At 57.3% G+C, this 14,383-nt stretch carries 13 protein-coding genes; 7 read left to right on the top strand and 6 right to left on the bottom strand.

What is annotated here, in order from left to right:
* The first annotated feature begins 8 nt into the window (after positions 1 to 8).
* A complete protein-coding gene (locus tag C1J02_RS17410; RefSeq protein WP_114879708.1) occupies positions 9 to 953 on the top strand; it encodes a homocysteine S-methyltransferase family protein in 945 nt (314 codons plus the stop codon).
* 527 nt (positions 954 to 1,480) lie between these two features.
* Here C1J02_RS17410 and C1J02_RS17405 read toward each other — a convergent pair.
* Complete coding sequence (locus C1J02_RS17405; RefSeq protein WP_205389929.1) at positions 1,481 to 4,192, bottom strand: [protein-PII] uridylyltransferase; 2,712 nt, start codon at positions 4,190 to 4,192, stop codon at positions 1,481 to 1,483.
* A 73-nt stretch (positions 4,193 to 4,265) separates the two neighbouring features.
* Entirely contained in the window at positions 4,266 to 5,450 is a 1,185-nt protein-coding gene (locus tag C1J02_RS17400) for a penicillin-binding protein activator (RefSeq protein ID WP_114879706.1), read from the bottom strand.
* An 88-nt stretch (positions 5,451 to 5,538) separates the two neighbouring features.
* On the opposite strand from C1J02_RS17400, the gene rsmI reads away from it, so the two are divergent.
* Genes rsmI through C1J02_RS17380 form a run of 4 tightly spaced genes read left to right on the top strand, consistent with a single transcriptional unit; the run spans position 5,539 to position 8,688 of the window.
* Positions 5,539 to 6,396 carry a 16S rRNA (cytidine(1402)-2'-O)-methyltransferase gene (rsmI, locus tag C1J02_RS17395; protein ID WP_114879705.1) on the top strand — a complete coding sequence of 286 codons (858 nt, stop codon included), beginning with the start codon at positions 5,539 to 5,541 and terminating at the stop codon, positions 6,394 to 6,396.
* Between the two features lie 5 nt (positions 6,397 to 6,401).
* The gene (locus C1J02_RS17390) at positions 6,402 to 6,779 is read left to right on the top strand and encodes a YraN family protein (RefSeq protein WP_114879704.1); all 378 of its coding nucleotides are present in this window, start codon (positions 6,402 to 6,404) and stop codon (positions 6,777 to 6,779) included.
* A gap of 59 nt (positions 6,780 to 6,838) precedes the next feature.
* Positions 6,839 to 7,774, top strand: coding sequence for a glutathione synthase (gene gshB / locus C1J02_RS17385; RefSeq protein WP_114879703.1), 936 nt, complete (start codon positions 6,839 to 6,841; stop codon positions 7,772 to 7,774).
* Entirely contained in the window at positions 7,771 to 8,688 is a 918-nt protein-coding gene (locus C1J02_RS17380; protein WP_114879702.1) for an alpha/beta hydrolase fold domain-containing protein, read from the top strand. Before gshB ends, C1J02_RS17380 begins: the two co-directional genes overlap by 4 nt.
* Here C1J02_RS17380 and C1J02_RS17375 read toward each other — a convergent pair.
* From C1J02_RS17375 to cobU, 4 genes are all read right to left on the bottom strand, one after another.
* On the bottom strand, positions 8,654 to 10,168 hold the full coding sequence (locus C1J02_RS17375) for a YifB family Mg chelatase-like AAA ATPase (RefSeq protein WP_114879701.1): 1,515 nt from the start codon (positions 10,166 to 10,168) through the stop codon (positions 8,654 to 8,656). The two genes, C1J02_RS17380 and C1J02_RS17375, sit on opposite strands and share 35 nt — an antisense overlap.
* Before the next feature lie 109 nt (positions 10,169 to 10,277).
* Positions 10,278 to 10,961: a glutathione S-transferase gene (locus tag C1J02_RS17370; protein ID WP_114879700.1), complete on the bottom strand. Its 684-nt coding sequence runs from the start codon at positions 10,959 to 10,961 to the stop codon at positions 10,278 to 10,280.
* A 59-nt stretch (positions 10,962 to 11,020) separates the two neighbouring features.
* Complete coding sequence (locus tag C1J02_RS17365) at positions 11,021 to 11,602, bottom strand: histidine phosphatase family protein (RefSeq protein ID WP_114879699.1); 582 nt, start codon at positions 11,600 to 11,602, stop codon at positions 11,021 to 11,023.
* Positions 11,599 to 12,132: a bifunctional adenosylcobinamide kinase/adenosylcobinamide-phosphate guanylyltransferase gene (gene cobU, locus C1J02_RS17360; RefSeq protein ID WP_254693146.1), complete on the bottom strand. Its 534-nt coding sequence runs from the start codon at positions 12,130 to 12,132 to the stop codon at positions 11,599 to 11,601. The genes C1J02_RS17365 and cobU overlap by 4 nt, the downstream gene beginning before the upstream one ends.
* An 83-nt stretch (positions 12,133 to 12,215) precedes the next feature.
* Here cobU and C1J02_RS17355 point away from each other — a divergent pair, with 83 nt between their 5' ends.
* Positions 12,216 to 13,094: an RNA polymerase factor sigma-32 gene (locus C1J02_RS17355; RefSeq protein WP_114880686.1), complete on the top strand. Its 879-nt coding sequence runs from the start codon at positions 12,216 to 12,218 to the stop codon at positions 13,092 to 13,094.
* 85 nt (positions 13,095 to 13,179) lie between these two features.
* A complete protein-coding gene (coaBC, locus tag C1J02_RS17350; protein WP_114880685.1) occupies positions 13,180 to 14,373 on the top strand; it encodes a bifunctional phosphopantothenoylcysteine decarboxylase/phosphopantothenate--cysteine ligase CoaBC in 1,194 nt (397 codons plus the stop codon).
* Positions 14,374 to 14,383: the final 10 nt, after the last annotated feature.

Below are 14,383 nucleotides of genomic sequence, written 5' to 3'. Positions count from 1 at the left end.
AGCACGATATGTCACGACCACGCCCCCAACTGCCGCACCAGACCGACAAGATTTTCCTGACCGACGGCGGAACCGAAACCTGGCTTATGTACAAGCGCGGTTTCGAGCTTCCGGAATTCAGCGCCTTTCACCTGCTAAATGACGAACGCGCGGTCGGGGCATTGCGGGAGTATTACACCGCCTTCGCCAATATAGCCGCGCAGCTTGGAACGCCCTTCATTTTTGACAGCCTGACATACCGTGCCAGCCGGGACTGGGGGGCGTTGCTTGGGTATTCCACGCAGGGTCTTTCGGACATGAACCACAAATGCTTTGATCTCTACCGTGAATGCGCCGCTGAAGCCGGGCTGATGGCCGAGGATACCGTGCTTAGCGGGTGCATCGGGCCCAAGGGCGACGCCTACAAGACGAACCACGACCTGACCGCCGAGGGTGCCGAGACCTACCACACGGAGCAGATCGCGACGTTCAAGGACGCAGGCGTCGATATCGTGACCGCGCTGACCCTGAACACAACGAACGAGGCCATCGGCATCGCAAGGGCATCGGCCAAGGCCGGGTTGCCGTCGGTGATCGCCTTCACGATCGAGAAAGGCCGCAAACTTCGCAGTGGTGAGACGTTGAAACAAGCGATTGAAACGGTCGACGCCGCAACCTCGAACGCACCGGCCTATTACATGATCAACTGCTCGCACCCGGTCGATTTTGGCCCCGCACTTACCAGCGAGCCCTGGACAGACCGCATCCGCGGGCTGCGGGCCAACGCGTCATCGCTGGATCACGGCACCCTGTGCCAGTTGGGCCACCTCGAAGAGGGCAACCCGGATGAACTGGCGTCCCAGTACGCCGGTATCCGGGCAGCCCATCCAAAAATGAATGTCTTTGGCGGGTGTTGCGGCACGGACTGTGTGCATGTCGAGAAAATCGGACGGGCCCTGTTGGCTGCTGCGTGAGCGGCTGACAAAACGTTTTGAGACCGCTAGCGGCCATTCGTGCATCGCGCAGCATTTGGCAAAGTGGGCTCAGAGCCGACGTTTGCTGCGATACGGTTAAATGGCTGGTTTGGCCCACATTGAAGGTGATCGGTCCATTACCAGACAATGTTTCTCTGGCTTGAATGTTACAAGATCACGATCTTTACTACTTTTTGCTGCACATTTTGCTGCACTAAATGCAACACTTCAGAAATATATTTCTCGCAATATCAAGGTCTTAAATTATTGAAATAAAACAACTTTCGGACTTCGTCTCCGCCACTATTCTTAGATAAATTATGAAAATTTTTAGTATTCTGACGTTTATTCAACAATGTTCCCGAAAACGTTGTGAATGCTGGGCTTGCTTGAAAACGGTTCACCTTCACAAGCATTACGATCTGAATCGCCTGTAACTGGAGCGCGCTGGCGTTTACGGTTTAACTGTCCAAAGCCTTGAAACGCCGTCAGAACATCGCTATGGCCAAGCAATATCGCGATCAAAGTTATCCCTCGGCCCGTTCAACGCCTTCCACTATCGCCTGTCGCAATCGTTTCTCAAGCGTGTTTTGCTTGCTCTGAGAATAATACTTCAACCCAAACATGTCCTTCACATAAAACGTATCTACCACCTGTTCGCCGTAGGTCGCGATCACGGCGTTGGCGATATAGACGTTCGAGGCAGCCATGGCGCGGGTCAAATCATAAAGCAGGCCAGGGCGGTCGCGGGTGTCGACCTCGATGATGGTGTAGATCTCGGATCCTTCATTGTCGAAGGTGATATGGGTCGGTACCTTGAACGCCTTTTCTCGCTTCTTGACCTTGTCGCGGGATTTGAGCGCGTCGCGCGCGACAACTTCACCGCGCAGGGTCTTGGCGATCATCTGGCGCAGGCGGGGCAGGCGGGCGGATTCGTAGGCGTTGCCGTCGGCATCCTGTATCCAGAAGGCGTCCGTCACAAAGCCGTCCTTGGTGGTATAACTGCGCGCGTCCACCACATTGGCCCCCACCAGTGCCAAGGCACCCGCAAGTCGTGAGAAGATGCCGGGGTGATCGGCCATCACAAAACAGGCGCGGGTGGCATCGCGGTCTTCGTCCGGGTGCAGGTCGATGCGCACATCGTCATGTCCGATGTCACGCAGCAGTTCGGCAAAGGCGACATGGGCCGTGACATGCAGGCCCTGCCAATAGGGATTGTAATGCCGCGCCGTTTCGATTTGCAGCGCCTTGCGGGGCCAATCCTTTAATGCAGTACGCAGTGCCTTCTTGGCCTCATTGCCCCGGTTTTCGCGATTAAGATCCTCAAGGCCCTTCTCAAGGGCGCGTTCGGTTTGACGATAGAGTGCGCGGATCAGAACGGCCTTCCAGTTGTTCCACGTGTTCGGACCCACACCGCGAATGTCACAGACCGTCAGCACACAAAGCAGGTCCAGCCGTTTCACCGTCTGTACGGCTTTTGCAAAATCACGCACGGTGCGCGGGTCGGCAATGTCGCGTTTCTGGGCCATGTCGGACATCAACAAATGATAGCGCACCAACCATTCTGCGGTATCCACTTCATCCTGTTTCAATCCCAATCGCGGGGCAATTTTGCGAACCATTTTGGCCCCCAGAATCGAATGGTCCTCTGGCCGGCCCTTGCCGATGTCATGCAAAAGCAAAGCGATATAAAGAACCTTGCGGTTTACGCCTTTTTTCAAGATCGAAGAGGCAACGGGCAGCTCTTCCTCAAGTTCGCTTTTCTCAATCCGGGCAAGGTTGGCAATGCACTGGATGGTGTGCTCGTCGACCGTATAGCTATGGTACATATTGAACTGCATCATCGCCACGATGGGCTCAAATTCAGGGATGAACGCGGAAAGCACACCCAATTCGTTCATCCGGCGCAAGGCGCGTTCCGGGTTGCCATGTTTTAGAAGCAAATCCTGAAAAATGCGCTGGGCCTCAGGTTCCGTGCGCATGGTGTCGTCGATCAGATGCAGGTTGCCTTTGATGAGGCGCATCGCGTCCGGGTGGATCAACATGCCGGTCCGCAATGCTTCTTCAAAGATGCGGAGCAGGTTCAGCTTATCAGATAGAAAGGCCGTTTTGTCCGAAATGGCAATCCGGTTGTGAACGACTTCAAACCCCGCACGGATTTTGGGACGGCGCCGAAATATGCGCTCCAGCAGCGGCTCAGCCTTGACATGCATGGCCTCAAGGCTGGTCAGAAATATGCGGGTCAGATCGCCGACAGCTGTGGCATGGCGAAAATAGCTTTGCATGAAAACCTCGACGCCGCGCCGCCCTTGCGTGTCTTCGAACCCCATGGCCGCCGCAACCTGAACCTGCATATCAAAGGTCAGCTGTTCGGTGGCGCGACCCGTCAGCAGGTGTAGATGCCCGCGCACAGCCCAAAGGAAGTCTTCTGCCGCCTTAAAGGTTTCAAACTCATCGGCCCGGAAAACCCCCTTGGCCACAAGATCGGCAATCTTATCCACTTTATGAATGAACTTGGAAATCCAGAAAAGCGAATGCAAATCACGCAGGCCGCCTTTGCCTTCTTTCACATTCGGTTCAACCACATACCGTTCGCCTTGTTTTATGTGCCGGCGATCACGTTCTTCCAGTTTGGCCTCGATAAAGTCACTTCCCGATCCGGAAAAAAGGTCCTTCTTCAGTGCTTTTTTCAGGTTCGTGGCCAGAGCTTTGTCACCGGTGATGAACCGATGTTCCAAAAGGGCGGTCTGGATGGTGAAATCTTCGGATCCAAGGCGGATGCAATCGCGACTGGTTCGGGTGGCGTGGCCCACCTTTAGCTTTAGATCCCATAAGATATAAAGCATGCTTTCGATGACGCTTTCGGACCATGCTGTTGCTTTGTAGGGGATCAGAAACAGCAGATCGACATCCGAAAACGGTGCCATTTCGCCGCGTCCATATCCACCTACTGCGATCACCGACAAACGCTCGCTTTCTGTCGGGTTCGGCTTGGGATGCAGCAGTTCAGCAGCTACAAAAAGCGCCGACTTTACCAGGTTATCTGTCAGGTAGGTGTAGGCACGGGTCATGGGGCGTGCGTCAAACGGGGATGCGGCAAAGCCCTCTGCGATCCTGGCCCGGCCTTCCTTTTGCGCGGCGCTCAAAATGCTTACGGCGCAGGCGCGCAGCGCTGTGGGATCGCGATCGGTGCAGGCTTCCTTTAATGCGGTCGTAATCGCGCTTGTGTCAAAAATCATCTCTGGCGCGCAAATCAGGCGCGGCTGATCAACCGCGCCTGAGGATGTTTCTAACGTTTTATGAGTGCTCAATTCAGAACCCAGCGCCGCCAAAGCCCTGCGGTGCACCTTCAAGAACGACAACGCCATTGTTGCGGATCGTTGCAACTGCAAGCCCCCGTTCATTGGTGCCGTTGTTGCGCAGGCGGAAAATACCGCTGGCCCCGCGGAAACCTGCACCCTGGGTCAGCGATGCGCCGGTAAGTGCAGAGGATTTGCCAGATTTCACCAGCGCCCCCACTGCAGCAATGCCGTCAAATGCAAGCCCGGCCAGCGGATGTGGAGCGCCGCCATAGGCAGCCGAGTATTTTTGTGCAAACGCTCCTGTCGCACCGGGGTCAGGCAGGGCAAACCATCCGCCCTGCACACCGGGCAGGGCGAGGGTTTGTGGCGGGATATCCCACCGCGTCAGGCCGATGTATTGCGTCGTGGCGACCGGCAAACCCGCTTCTGGCAGAAGCTGTGCAAAAAGCGGCAGCGCGCTGGCAGATGAGGTTGTCAGGAAAACCGCGTTTGCACCTGAACTGCTCACGGCAGCCTTGACGCGCGGGACCGCGGCAATCACCGATTCCTGACTGAGCGAATAGTCAACGCTTCCTGCCAAAGTCGCACCATTGGCCGAGATTGCCTGTTGGATGGCATTGCGACCCAATTGTCCGGCGACGTCCTGCGCATGCAAAATCACGATGCGGTCTTTGCCATTGCGTTTGGCGAAACCTACCAAACGATTGGCAGTGTTTTCAAAAGTTGGCCCAAGGACATAGACATTTCCGCCAGCGATTGTCGGGTTGTTCGAGAACGACAAAACGTTAACGCCTTGCGATGCGACGGCAAGACCAGCGGCATTGGCAGCCTCACCATAGACTGGCCCGATGATAATCTTTGCACCTTCGTTCACGGCTTGTGCCGCAGCACTTGCGGCGGTGCTTGCCTGGCCTGCAGTTGCATAAACCCGCAGATCAATCTGGACGCCGTCAAGGTCGCGCATCGCCAGACGTGCTGCATTTTCAAGGTTTTGCGCAAGCAGGTTATCGCTACCCGATCCGCCGCGCGGGACAAGAAGGGCCACAGGCACCGGTGCCGCGGTGTCAATCTTTGGGCCGCCAATATTGGTCACCCCGTCAAGGGCAATCGGATCACAGGCAGCAAGGATCATGGCAAACAGCGGTAACATCAAAAGCCGCAGCTTCTTGCGGCGGGCTTGGAAAAAGGCAATCATCGTGAACTCACTCCCCTAGTGATAGGATGGCAATTGCTTGCCACTTAACATTGGCGTGATCATAGAGAGTGCGAAAGGGGGGTCCAGCGTGAATTATCAAAAGAGCGTACTCGCGCCGGGTTTGTATTTTGTTGGCGTTCCGATTGGCTCTGCACGCGATATCACGCTGCGCGCGCTTGATGTGCTCGCGTCGGCCGAGGTGTTGGCGGCTGAGGACACACGCAGCCTGCGTCGGTTGATGGACATTCACGGTGTGCCTTTGGCGGATCGGCGCATCATTGCGCTGCATGATCACAGCAGCACCGCAACCCAGGACCGTTTGCTCAGCGCCATTCGGAGCGGTAAATCGGTCGCCTATGCGTCAGAGGCGGGGATGCCCTTGATCGCGGACCCGGGGTTTGAACTGGCCCGTGCGGTGGCGCAGGCCGGGTTGATGATGACCTGCGCGCCGGGACCTTCGGCTGTTCTGACGGCGCTGGCCTTGGGCGGGTTGCCCACGGACGCGTTTTTCTTTGCCGGGTTTTTACCTAATGCCAAGGCGGCGCGCTGTGCCGAACTTGAAAAGTTGCGCGACATTCCCGGCACGCTGGTCTTTTACGAATCGCCAAAGCGCCTGGGGGCGATGTTGCGGGATGCAGCGGCGGTGCTGGGTCCGGAGCGGAAAGCCGCAATGTGCCGCGAATTGACCAAGAAATTCGAAGAAGTGCAACGCGACACACTTGAGAATTTGGCCGAGAACTTTGCGAAACACGCACCCAAAGGCGAAGTGGTTGTCTTGATTGATCGGGGCCATTCGGAAAGTGTTAAGGAAGATGACCTATTGTCTGATCTAACGCGCGCATTGAATGATATGTCGATGCGGGATGCGGTTGACCTTGTGGCGCAAGCCCATGGTCTGCCGCGCAGACAGGTCTATCAGGCGGCTTTGGCCTTAAGTAAGGATTAGGAAACATGGCCACCGGCGAAAAGCATCACCGGGGCAAGGCGGCTTTTCACGCAGGTTTGGCGGCAGAAAACCGAATTGCGCAGGATTATGAACGCCGGGGATTTGCCGTGGCCCGGCGCCGTTGGCGCGGTAAATCGGGGGAAATCGATCTGGTCATTCGCGATGGGTCCGGCCTGATTTTTGTCGAGGTGAAACAAAGCCGCAACTTCAGTCACGCCGCTGAAAGCCTTGGGGCGCGACAGATGCAGCGGATCTATCGCTCTGCCGAAGAATATCTGGCACAGGAACCAAACGGGAGCCTGACAAACGTGCGTTTTGATGTGGCCCTGGTTGACGGAACCGGCGCGACGCATATCATCGAAAACGCGTTTGGCCACGGCTGACCCATTGCGTCCTTGCCTTTGCTGGGCCATCTAAAGGGGCAAGCAGCACGGAGCACCCCATGAAAATCGCCTTTCAGATGGACCCCATTGGGGACGTTAATATCAACGCCGACAGCAGTTTTCGCCTCGCAGAAGAAGCACAGGCGCGCGGTCATGAACTGTTCTTTTACACGCCGGATCATCTGGCCTATCAAGAGGGGCGGATCACCGCACGCGGGCATGATTTCACCGTGCAGCGGGTGCAGGGCAATCACGCGCAACTTGGGCCAGAACGCGAAGTGGATCTGGGGACTTTTGATGTGGTGTGGCTGCGTCAGGACCCGCCCTTTGACATGCACTACATTACTTCAACGCACCTGTTGGATCGGCTCAAAAAGACAACGCTGGTCGTCAACGACCCGTTCTGGGTGCGCAATTATCCTGAAAAACTCATGGTGCTGGACTTTCCCGACCTGACGCCGCCGACAACCATCGCCCGCGATCTGATCACCATCAAGGCGTTCAAGGCCAAACATGGCGATGTTATCCTGAAGCCGCTTTATGGCAACGGGGGTGCAGGGGTTTTCCGGTTGGATGCCAATGATCGCAATCTGTCATCGCTGCATGAGCTTTTTACGGGGTTTTCGCGCGAGCCGTTGATCGTGCAGAAGTTTTTGCCTGCTGTCTCAAAAGGCGATAAACGCGTCATCCTTGTCGACGGTGTCGCGGTGGGCGCGATCAACCGCGTCCCTGCGGAGGGCGAGACGCGTTCGAATATGCATGTCGGTGGGCGGCCAGAAAAAGTCGGCCTGACGGATCGCGATCTGGAGATTTGCACAGCAATCGGACCGTTGCTCAAGGAAAAGGGGCAGGTGTTTGTCGGGATTGATGTGATTGGCGACTACCTTACCGAGATCAACGTGACATCACCGACCGGCATTCAGGAACTTGAAAGGTTCAACGGTGAAAATATTGCCGGCAAGATTTGGGAGGCGATCGAGAGCAAACTTGCATGAGCCTCCAGCGGTACCTTCTGAATGGGTGGCTGCGCCGGGTTGAAAAACCCCGCATGGTACGCGCGCAAACACCTGAACCGTTGCGCAGGGCCTTGGAATTTCAGGCCAAGCTTTTGTTTCATGCGCCACGCGGAACCACGCAGCGGTGGACGAAATTGGCTCATCTGCCAGCGCTTGAGATTGTGCCAAAGTACGTTGCCGCCGAACCCCTGACAATTTTGTATTTCCATGGCGGTGGATTTACTTTTGGCAGCCCGCGCACCCATGCGGCAATGGTGGCGCAACTGGCGTATCGTTTGGGTGCCCGTGCGATTTTGCCCCAATACCGTCTTGCCCCAGAAGCCCCGTTTCCCGCCGCCCCCGACGACGCATTGACCGCCTGGAACGCTTTGGTCGCAGCTGGCACAGCGCCGCGGGACATCGTGATAGGCGGGGACAGTGCAGGTGGGGCGCTGGCGTTTGGATTGCTGGCTGATTTATGTGCAAAAGGTGCGGCACTGCCCGGGGTGGTCTTTGGGTTTTCGCCGCTCACAGACATGACACACAGCGGCGAAAGTTTCCAAAAAAATGCGGATTGTGACGTGGTGCTGCCCGCGAAGAGAGCGGACCGCATGGGACAGATGTTCTTGATGCAGCACCCGCCAGAAGATCCAAGGGTCAGCCCTGTTTTTGGGAAGTTTGAGGGCGCGCCGCCGATCTGGATCACTGTTGGTGACACTGAAATACTGCATGACGACGCCCTTAGCCTGGCTCAGGTTTGCCAGCGGGACGGCGTCGAGGTGACCTTGGTCGAACAGCATGATCTGCCGCATGTCTGGCCGATCTTTCACAATATTCTGCCGGAAGCGAAAGAGAGTTTGGACAGTCTGGCGGCGTGGATCAGGCAACAACGGGACCGGCCAGGCGAAAGCTGACCGCCTCGGCGATATGAGGTCGGCGCACCGTTTCTGCGCCTTCAAGATCGGCGATGGTCCGGGCCACACGGATCACCCGGTGATAGCCACGTGCGGAGAGATGAAAGCGGTCGGCCACTTTGGTCAGCAACGCGCGCGCCTCGCTGTCGGGGGATGCGATTTCTTCCAACATATCGCCTTCGGCGTCCGCATTTACCGTCATGCCAGTGTGCCCCTCAAATCGGGCTTGCTGAACGTCACGGGCTTGCGCAACGCGCGCCGCAACCTGCGCTGATGTGTCGCCGTTTGGCGGTAGATCCAGATCGGTAAACGCCACAGGTGGCACATCGACCCGCAGGTCAAATCGGTCCATCAGCGGCCCGGAAATGCGGCCCATGTAATCCTCGCCGCATTGGGGAACGCGGGCGCAGGCGCGGGCCGGGTCAGAAAGATATCCGCATTTGCACGGGTTGGCCGCAGCCACCAGCATGAATTTGCAGGGGTATTTCACATGCGCATTGGCGCGGGCGATCATCACTTCGCCGGTTTCGATGGGCTGGCGCAGAGTCTCCAGAACGGCGCGGGGGAATTCAGGAAATTCATCCATGAACAGGACGCCGTTATGGGCCAGCGACACCTCGCCCGGTTTGGCTTGCCGGCCGCCTCCGATGATTGCGGCCATTGACGCGGTGTGGTGGGGTTCCCGGAACGGGCGGGCGCGCGAAATGCCCCCCTCGTCCAAAAGCCCAGCCAGCGAATGGATCATGGAGGTGCTTAACGCCTCAGATGCGGTAAGGGGGGGCAGGATGGAAGGCAGGCGCGCGGCCAACATGCTTTTTCCTGACCCTGGCGTGCCGACAAACATCAGATGGTGCCGCCCGGCGGCGGCTATTTCCAGCGCGCGCTTGGCGCGTTCCTGACCTTTGACATCGCGCAAATCACGGGCGTGCGGCGGGTTGGACACTTCGCCCGGCTCAGCGGGGCTTAGAGGGACCTGGCCTGTATAATGACGCACCACATCGCCAAGGCTGGCAGCGGCGATCACCTGCGCGCTGCCAACCCATGCGGCCTCAGCACCCGAAGCGGCAGGACAAAGCAGGCTGCGGTTATGTTCGGCAGCAGCCATCGCGGCGGGCAGGGCACCGACCACCGGAATCAGCGAGCCATCAAGAGAAAGCTCGCCCAGGGCCACAACATTTTGAGTGACATCGTCTGGCAAGATGTCGAGAGCCGCCAACAGCGCGAGCGCGATTGGCAGGTCAAAGTGGCTGCCTTCTTTGGGCAGGTCGGCAGGGCTTAGGTTGATTGTGATGCGTTTGGAGGGCAGCGCAATCGCCATCGAGGTTAACGCGGTGCGCACGCGGTCGCGCGCTTCTGACACTGCTTTGTCGGGTAAACCGACAATCGAAAATGCGGGCAAGCCTGCGGTCACGGCGCATTGCACCTCGACCATGCGCGCCTCAACCCCCTGAAACGCGACTGTATAGGCGCGTGAAACCATGTCTGACCCTTCACCGTTTATGGTTAATGGGTAGGCAGGGGGTGTTTAGGAATGATTAACGTGGGCGGTAACAGTTAGATTTTTATCTGCCAGATCGTTGCGGCAGGGATCATGCCACCGGCCAAGGGCGTGTTTCGGTTCCGATGTTGTAAGGGAAAGGATCATATTTCACCTTCAGCCCCTCAGCGCGCCACGCTTTGAACGCAGCATCATTGATCGTGGTCTCACAATAGCGCCGCGCTTTTTCCGGCACAGGCAGGTCATAGCCGACGATCCGTGCGGCAACAGGGGCATAAAACACATCGGCAAGAGAGTAGCGGCCAAAGAGCCATGGGCCATCGGTTCGGGCCTCAGCCCTGGCGTGTGTCCAAAGGGTTTCAATGCGAGCGAGATCAGCCAATACAGCCCCATCGGCAGCAAAACCAACGTTCACATGTTGCAATTGCATCGGGCATGCACCCCGCAATGCGCCAAACCCGGATGCCATGGCGGCACAAAGCCAACGGGCGGTAGCACGCGCGCTGGCGTCTTGTGGCCAGAGGCCCGCGTCGGGGTGACGTTCGGCAAGCGTTTCAGCCATTGCGAGCGTTTCGCCAACAACCGTGCCTTCCGGCGTGCGCAGCACCGGCACGAGGGAGGCAGGTGCGAGCGGTGCCAAATCATCTGCCATGGTGCCACTGTAAAGGCCAACCAGATGGGTTCGGTGGGGCAGATTGAATTTCTCCAACATCAGCCAGCCACGTAAGGACCAGCTTGAGAAGGTGCGATCGCCGATAAAGAGGTCATATGTCATGGATGCAGATTAGCGGCAGCACGACCGGGACTTCAAATTCGCAAATGTGCTGCGGACCATCACGGACAGTGATTGATGTGCACTGCTGACCATTGCCCGGCGTCATGAAGCAGTTGGGTGACGGACAAGTTGTCGATTGTGTGCGATAACGTCTGATGGGCTGTCACCCCAAGCGCGCGCTGCACTTGGGTGAGGATGACACCAATATGCGCCACGGCGATGATGTGGGCCTCTGGCTGTGTGTTGTTCAGACGATCGACCACCGCATTGACCCGCGCGGCAGCCTGGTTCCAGCTTTCACCATCAGGCGGGGCAACATCACCGGGAGTTTCCCAATAGGCGCGGGACAGGTCGGGATCACGGGCCGCCACATCGGAAAAACGCATGCCGTCCCAGACACCAAAGTGCAATTCGCGCAGGTCAGGCTCAGAGGGCAAACGCCGGCGATCAGGATGGGCGATGGCATCAGCCGTCGCATGTGCGCGGATCAGATCCGATGAAATGAGCAGCGCGGTTTTTGGCAGATGGTCATGCAGGCGCGCTATCTGGGCTGTGTCAGACAGATCTGCAGGCACATCGCGCCATCCGACAAAGGTTTTCTCGTGGGTGGGGCCGTGGCGGACCCAGTGCCATACCGTCACGTTAGCTGCCCTTTCAAGACCTGAGGCAATCCGGCGATCACCTGCACGGCCAAATCAGCCTCGGCAGCGAGTAGGATGTTCAGACGCCCCTGCGCCTCGCGAAAATGGCGGGCCAGTGCGTTTTCGGGCACGATGCCATGCCCGACCTCATTTGACACCATAACCCAAGGCGCGGAGCATGTGCGCAGGGCGTCGATCAAAGCGGTTTGCGCAGTGCCCAAGTCAGACCCATCCAGCACATGATTGCTCAACCACATCGTTGCGCAATCAATCAACACCGCAGAACTCGCATCAATTCCTGCCAATACAGGTCCAAGATCAAGCGGTGCCTCGATGGTGGTCCAGCGATTGTCGCGCCGGGCACGGTGGATGTCGACACGGGCGCGAACCTCTTCATCAAACACGCGGCCTGTTGCGATGTAAGTCATTGGCAAGGCTGATGTTTCCAAAAGTGCTTCGGCCCAGGCTGATTTGCCCGAGGCCGCCCCGCCTAGAACGAAAGTGCGCCGTGGCAACATTTTTTCACCCATTAATTGAACCATTTGCCTGTCTGATGCGTATCTATCTCAACAGAACATCGCAAGATGTGCTACTGGATCAGGGGAAAATTTCGATGACTTTGCAAACAGCACAGGACTTTTCACTGACACGTACGGCGATGAAAGCAGAGATGCTTGATGCGGATACGGAGCTGGAGCTGGCTTATGCGTGGCGTGATCAACGCGACGAGGCATCGTTACACCGCCTGATCAACGCCTACATGCGTTTGGCCGTTTCGATGGCGTCGAAATTCAAGCGGTATGGTGCGCCGATGAATGACCTGATCCAGGAGGCCGGATTGGGATTGATGAAAGCGGCGGACAAATTTGACCCGGACCGTGGCGTGCGGTTTTCGACCTATGCCGTGTGGTGGATCAAGGCGAGCATTCAGGATCATGTCATGCGCAACTGGTCGATGGTACGGACGGGATCCACATCATCACAGAAATCGCTGTTTTTCAACATGCGCCGGGTTCAGGCAAGGTTGGAACGAGAGGCCGCATCAACCGGCGAGACGCTTGACCGCCATCAGCTTCGTCAGATGATCTCAACCGAAATTGGCGTGCCCCTGCACGATGTTGAGATGATGGAAGGCCGGCTGTCAGGGTCTGATTATTCACTGAACGCCACGCAATCGGCCGAGGACGAGGGCCGCGAATGGATTGACGCGTTGGTTGACGAGAGCGATCAGGCCGCTGAGAAGGTTGAAGCGAGCCACGACACTGCACAATTGCGCGCCTGGCTGCTGACAGCAATGAAGGCGCTGAATGAACGTGAGCAATTCATCGTGCGCGAGCGAAAATTGCTCGACAAGCCCCGCACATTGGAAAGCCTTGGAGAAGAGTTGAGCCTTTCCAAGGAACGCGTGCGTCAGTTGGAGGCGGCAGCATTTGCCAAAATGCGCAAGTCGCTTGAAGGGCAATCGCAAGAGGTATTCCATTTCCTGATGTGACCAGGGCAGGAGGCGCGCGGGGGCTGGCAGAATTGTACCGCCCGCATTATGGTCTCGCAATACGCGGACCATGAAAGGGCCTATCATGCTGGCGGGAAAACATATTCTGCTGATCATCGGTGGCGGGATTGCGGCTTTCAAATCCCTAGATTTGATCCGACGGTTGCGTGAACGCGGTGCTGTTGTAACCCCGGTCCTGACGCGGGCGGGAGAAGAATTTGTAACACCCCTTTCGGTCTCCGCTTTGGCCGGGTGTAAGGTCTTCCGTGATCTGTTTGATCTGGGTGACGAGGCCGAGATGGGCCATATCCAGCTGAGCCGGGTTGCAGATCTGGTTGTTGTGGCCCCGGCTACAGCGGATCTGATGGCCAAAATGGCGCAGGGGCTGGCCAATGATCTGGCGTCTACCTTGCTGCTGGCGACCGACACGCCGGTCCTGATGGCGCCGGCGATGAATGTTCGGATGTGGGAACACGCCGCAACCCAGCGCAATTTGGAAACCCTGAGGTCGGATGGAATTTCTGTTGTAGGTCCCAACAATGGCGATATGGCTTGCGGTGAATACGGCCCCGGACGGATGTCTGAACCGCTTGAGATTGTTGCGGCGATTGAGGGGCGTCTTGCCGACGGACCGCTTAAAGGAAGAAAGGTTCTGGTGACCTCTGGCCCCACGCATGAACCCATTGATCCGGTGCGCTATATCGCGAACCGTTCCTCTGGTGCGCAAGGTACAGCAATTGGTCGTGCCCTGTCCGCTTTAGGGGCTGATGTTGTTTTTGTGACTGGTCCGGCTGACGTGGCACCTCCTGATGGGGTTCAGGTGATCAAAGTGAAAACAGCGCACGAGATGCTTGAGGCCGTGAAGGGTGCATTGCCAGTGGATGCAGCCGTCTTTGCCGCTGCAGTTGCGGATTGGCGGATCAGCAGCGCCAGTGACCGCAAGCTGAAGAAATCCAAAGATGGGCTGCCCGTTCTTACGTTTGCCGAAAATCCCGACATCCTGAAAACGGTTAGTCAGATGAAAAAAGGCAGACCCGGTCTGGTTGTTGGATTTGCTGCGGAAACCAATGACGTGATCGACAATGCGACCGCCAAGCGTGAACGCAAGGGATGTGATTGGATCGTTGCCAATGATGTGTCGCCCGGAACGGGCATCATGGGCGGAAGCGAGAACGCGGTGACCCTGATCTCGGCGGATGGATCTGAGGATTGGCCACGCATGGGCAAAGACTCGGTCGCAGCAAGGTTGGCGGCGCGTATTGCTGAGGCATTGGGATAGGTGATCTCAA

This window comes from Sulfitobacter sp. SK011 (genome assembly GCF_003352065.1).
Taxonomy (GTDB): domain Bacteria; phylum Pseudomonadota; class Alphaproteobacteria; order Rhodobacterales; family Rhodobacteraceae; genus Sulfitobacter.
The sequence above is the reverse complement of the archived record's forward strand: the minus strand, read 5'-3'. Positions and strand labels throughout refer to the sequence as shown.

What these genes read in the sequence shown, in the direction of transcription:
- C1J02_RS17410 (WP_114879708.1), top strand. Translation starts at nt 9, where the DNA reads ATGTCACGACCACGCCCCCAACTGCCGCACCAGACCGACAAGATTTTC.
- C1J02_RS17405 (WP_205389929.1), bottom strand. Translation starts at nt 4,192, where the DNA reads ATGATTTTTGACACAAGCGCGATTACGACCGCATTAAAGGAAGCCTGC.
- C1J02_RS17400 (WP_114879706.1), bottom strand. Translation starts at nt 5,450, where the DNA reads ATGATTGCCTTTTTCCAAGCCCGCCGCAAGAAGCTGCGGCTTTTGATG.
- C1J02_RS17390 (WP_114879704.1), top strand. Translation starts at nt 6,402, where the DNA reads ATGGCCACCGGCGAAAAGCATCACCGGGGCAAGGCGGCTTTTCACGCA.
- gshB (WP_114879703.1), top strand. Translation starts at nt 6,839, where the DNA reads ATGAAAATCGCCTTTCAGATGGACCCCATTGGGGACGTTAATATCAAC.
- C1J02_RS17380 (WP_114879702.1), top strand. Translation starts at nt 7,771, where the DNA reads ATGAGCCTCCAGCGGTACCTTCTGAATGGGTGGCTGCGCCGGGTTGAA.
- C1J02_RS17375 (WP_114879701.1), bottom strand. Translation starts at nt 10,168, where the DNA reads ATGGTTTCACGCGCCTATACAGTCGCGTTTCAGGGGGTTGAGGCGCGC.
- C1J02_RS17370 (WP_114879700.1), bottom strand. Translation starts at nt 10,961, where the DNA reads ATGACATATGACCTCTTTATCGGCGATCGCACCTTCTCAAGCTGGTCC.
- cobU (WP_254693146.1), bottom strand. Translation starts at nt 12,132, where the DNA reads ATGGGTGAAAAAATGTTGCCACGGCGCACTTTCGTTCTAGGCGGGGCG.
- C1J02_RS17355 (WP_114880686.1), top strand. Translation starts at nt 12,216, where the DNA reads ATGACTTTGCAAACAGCACAGGACTTTTCACTGACACGTACGGCGATG.
- coaBC (WP_114880685.1), top strand. Translation starts at nt 13,180, where the DNA reads ATGCTGGCGGGAAAACATATTCTGCTGATCATCGGTGGCGGGATTGCG.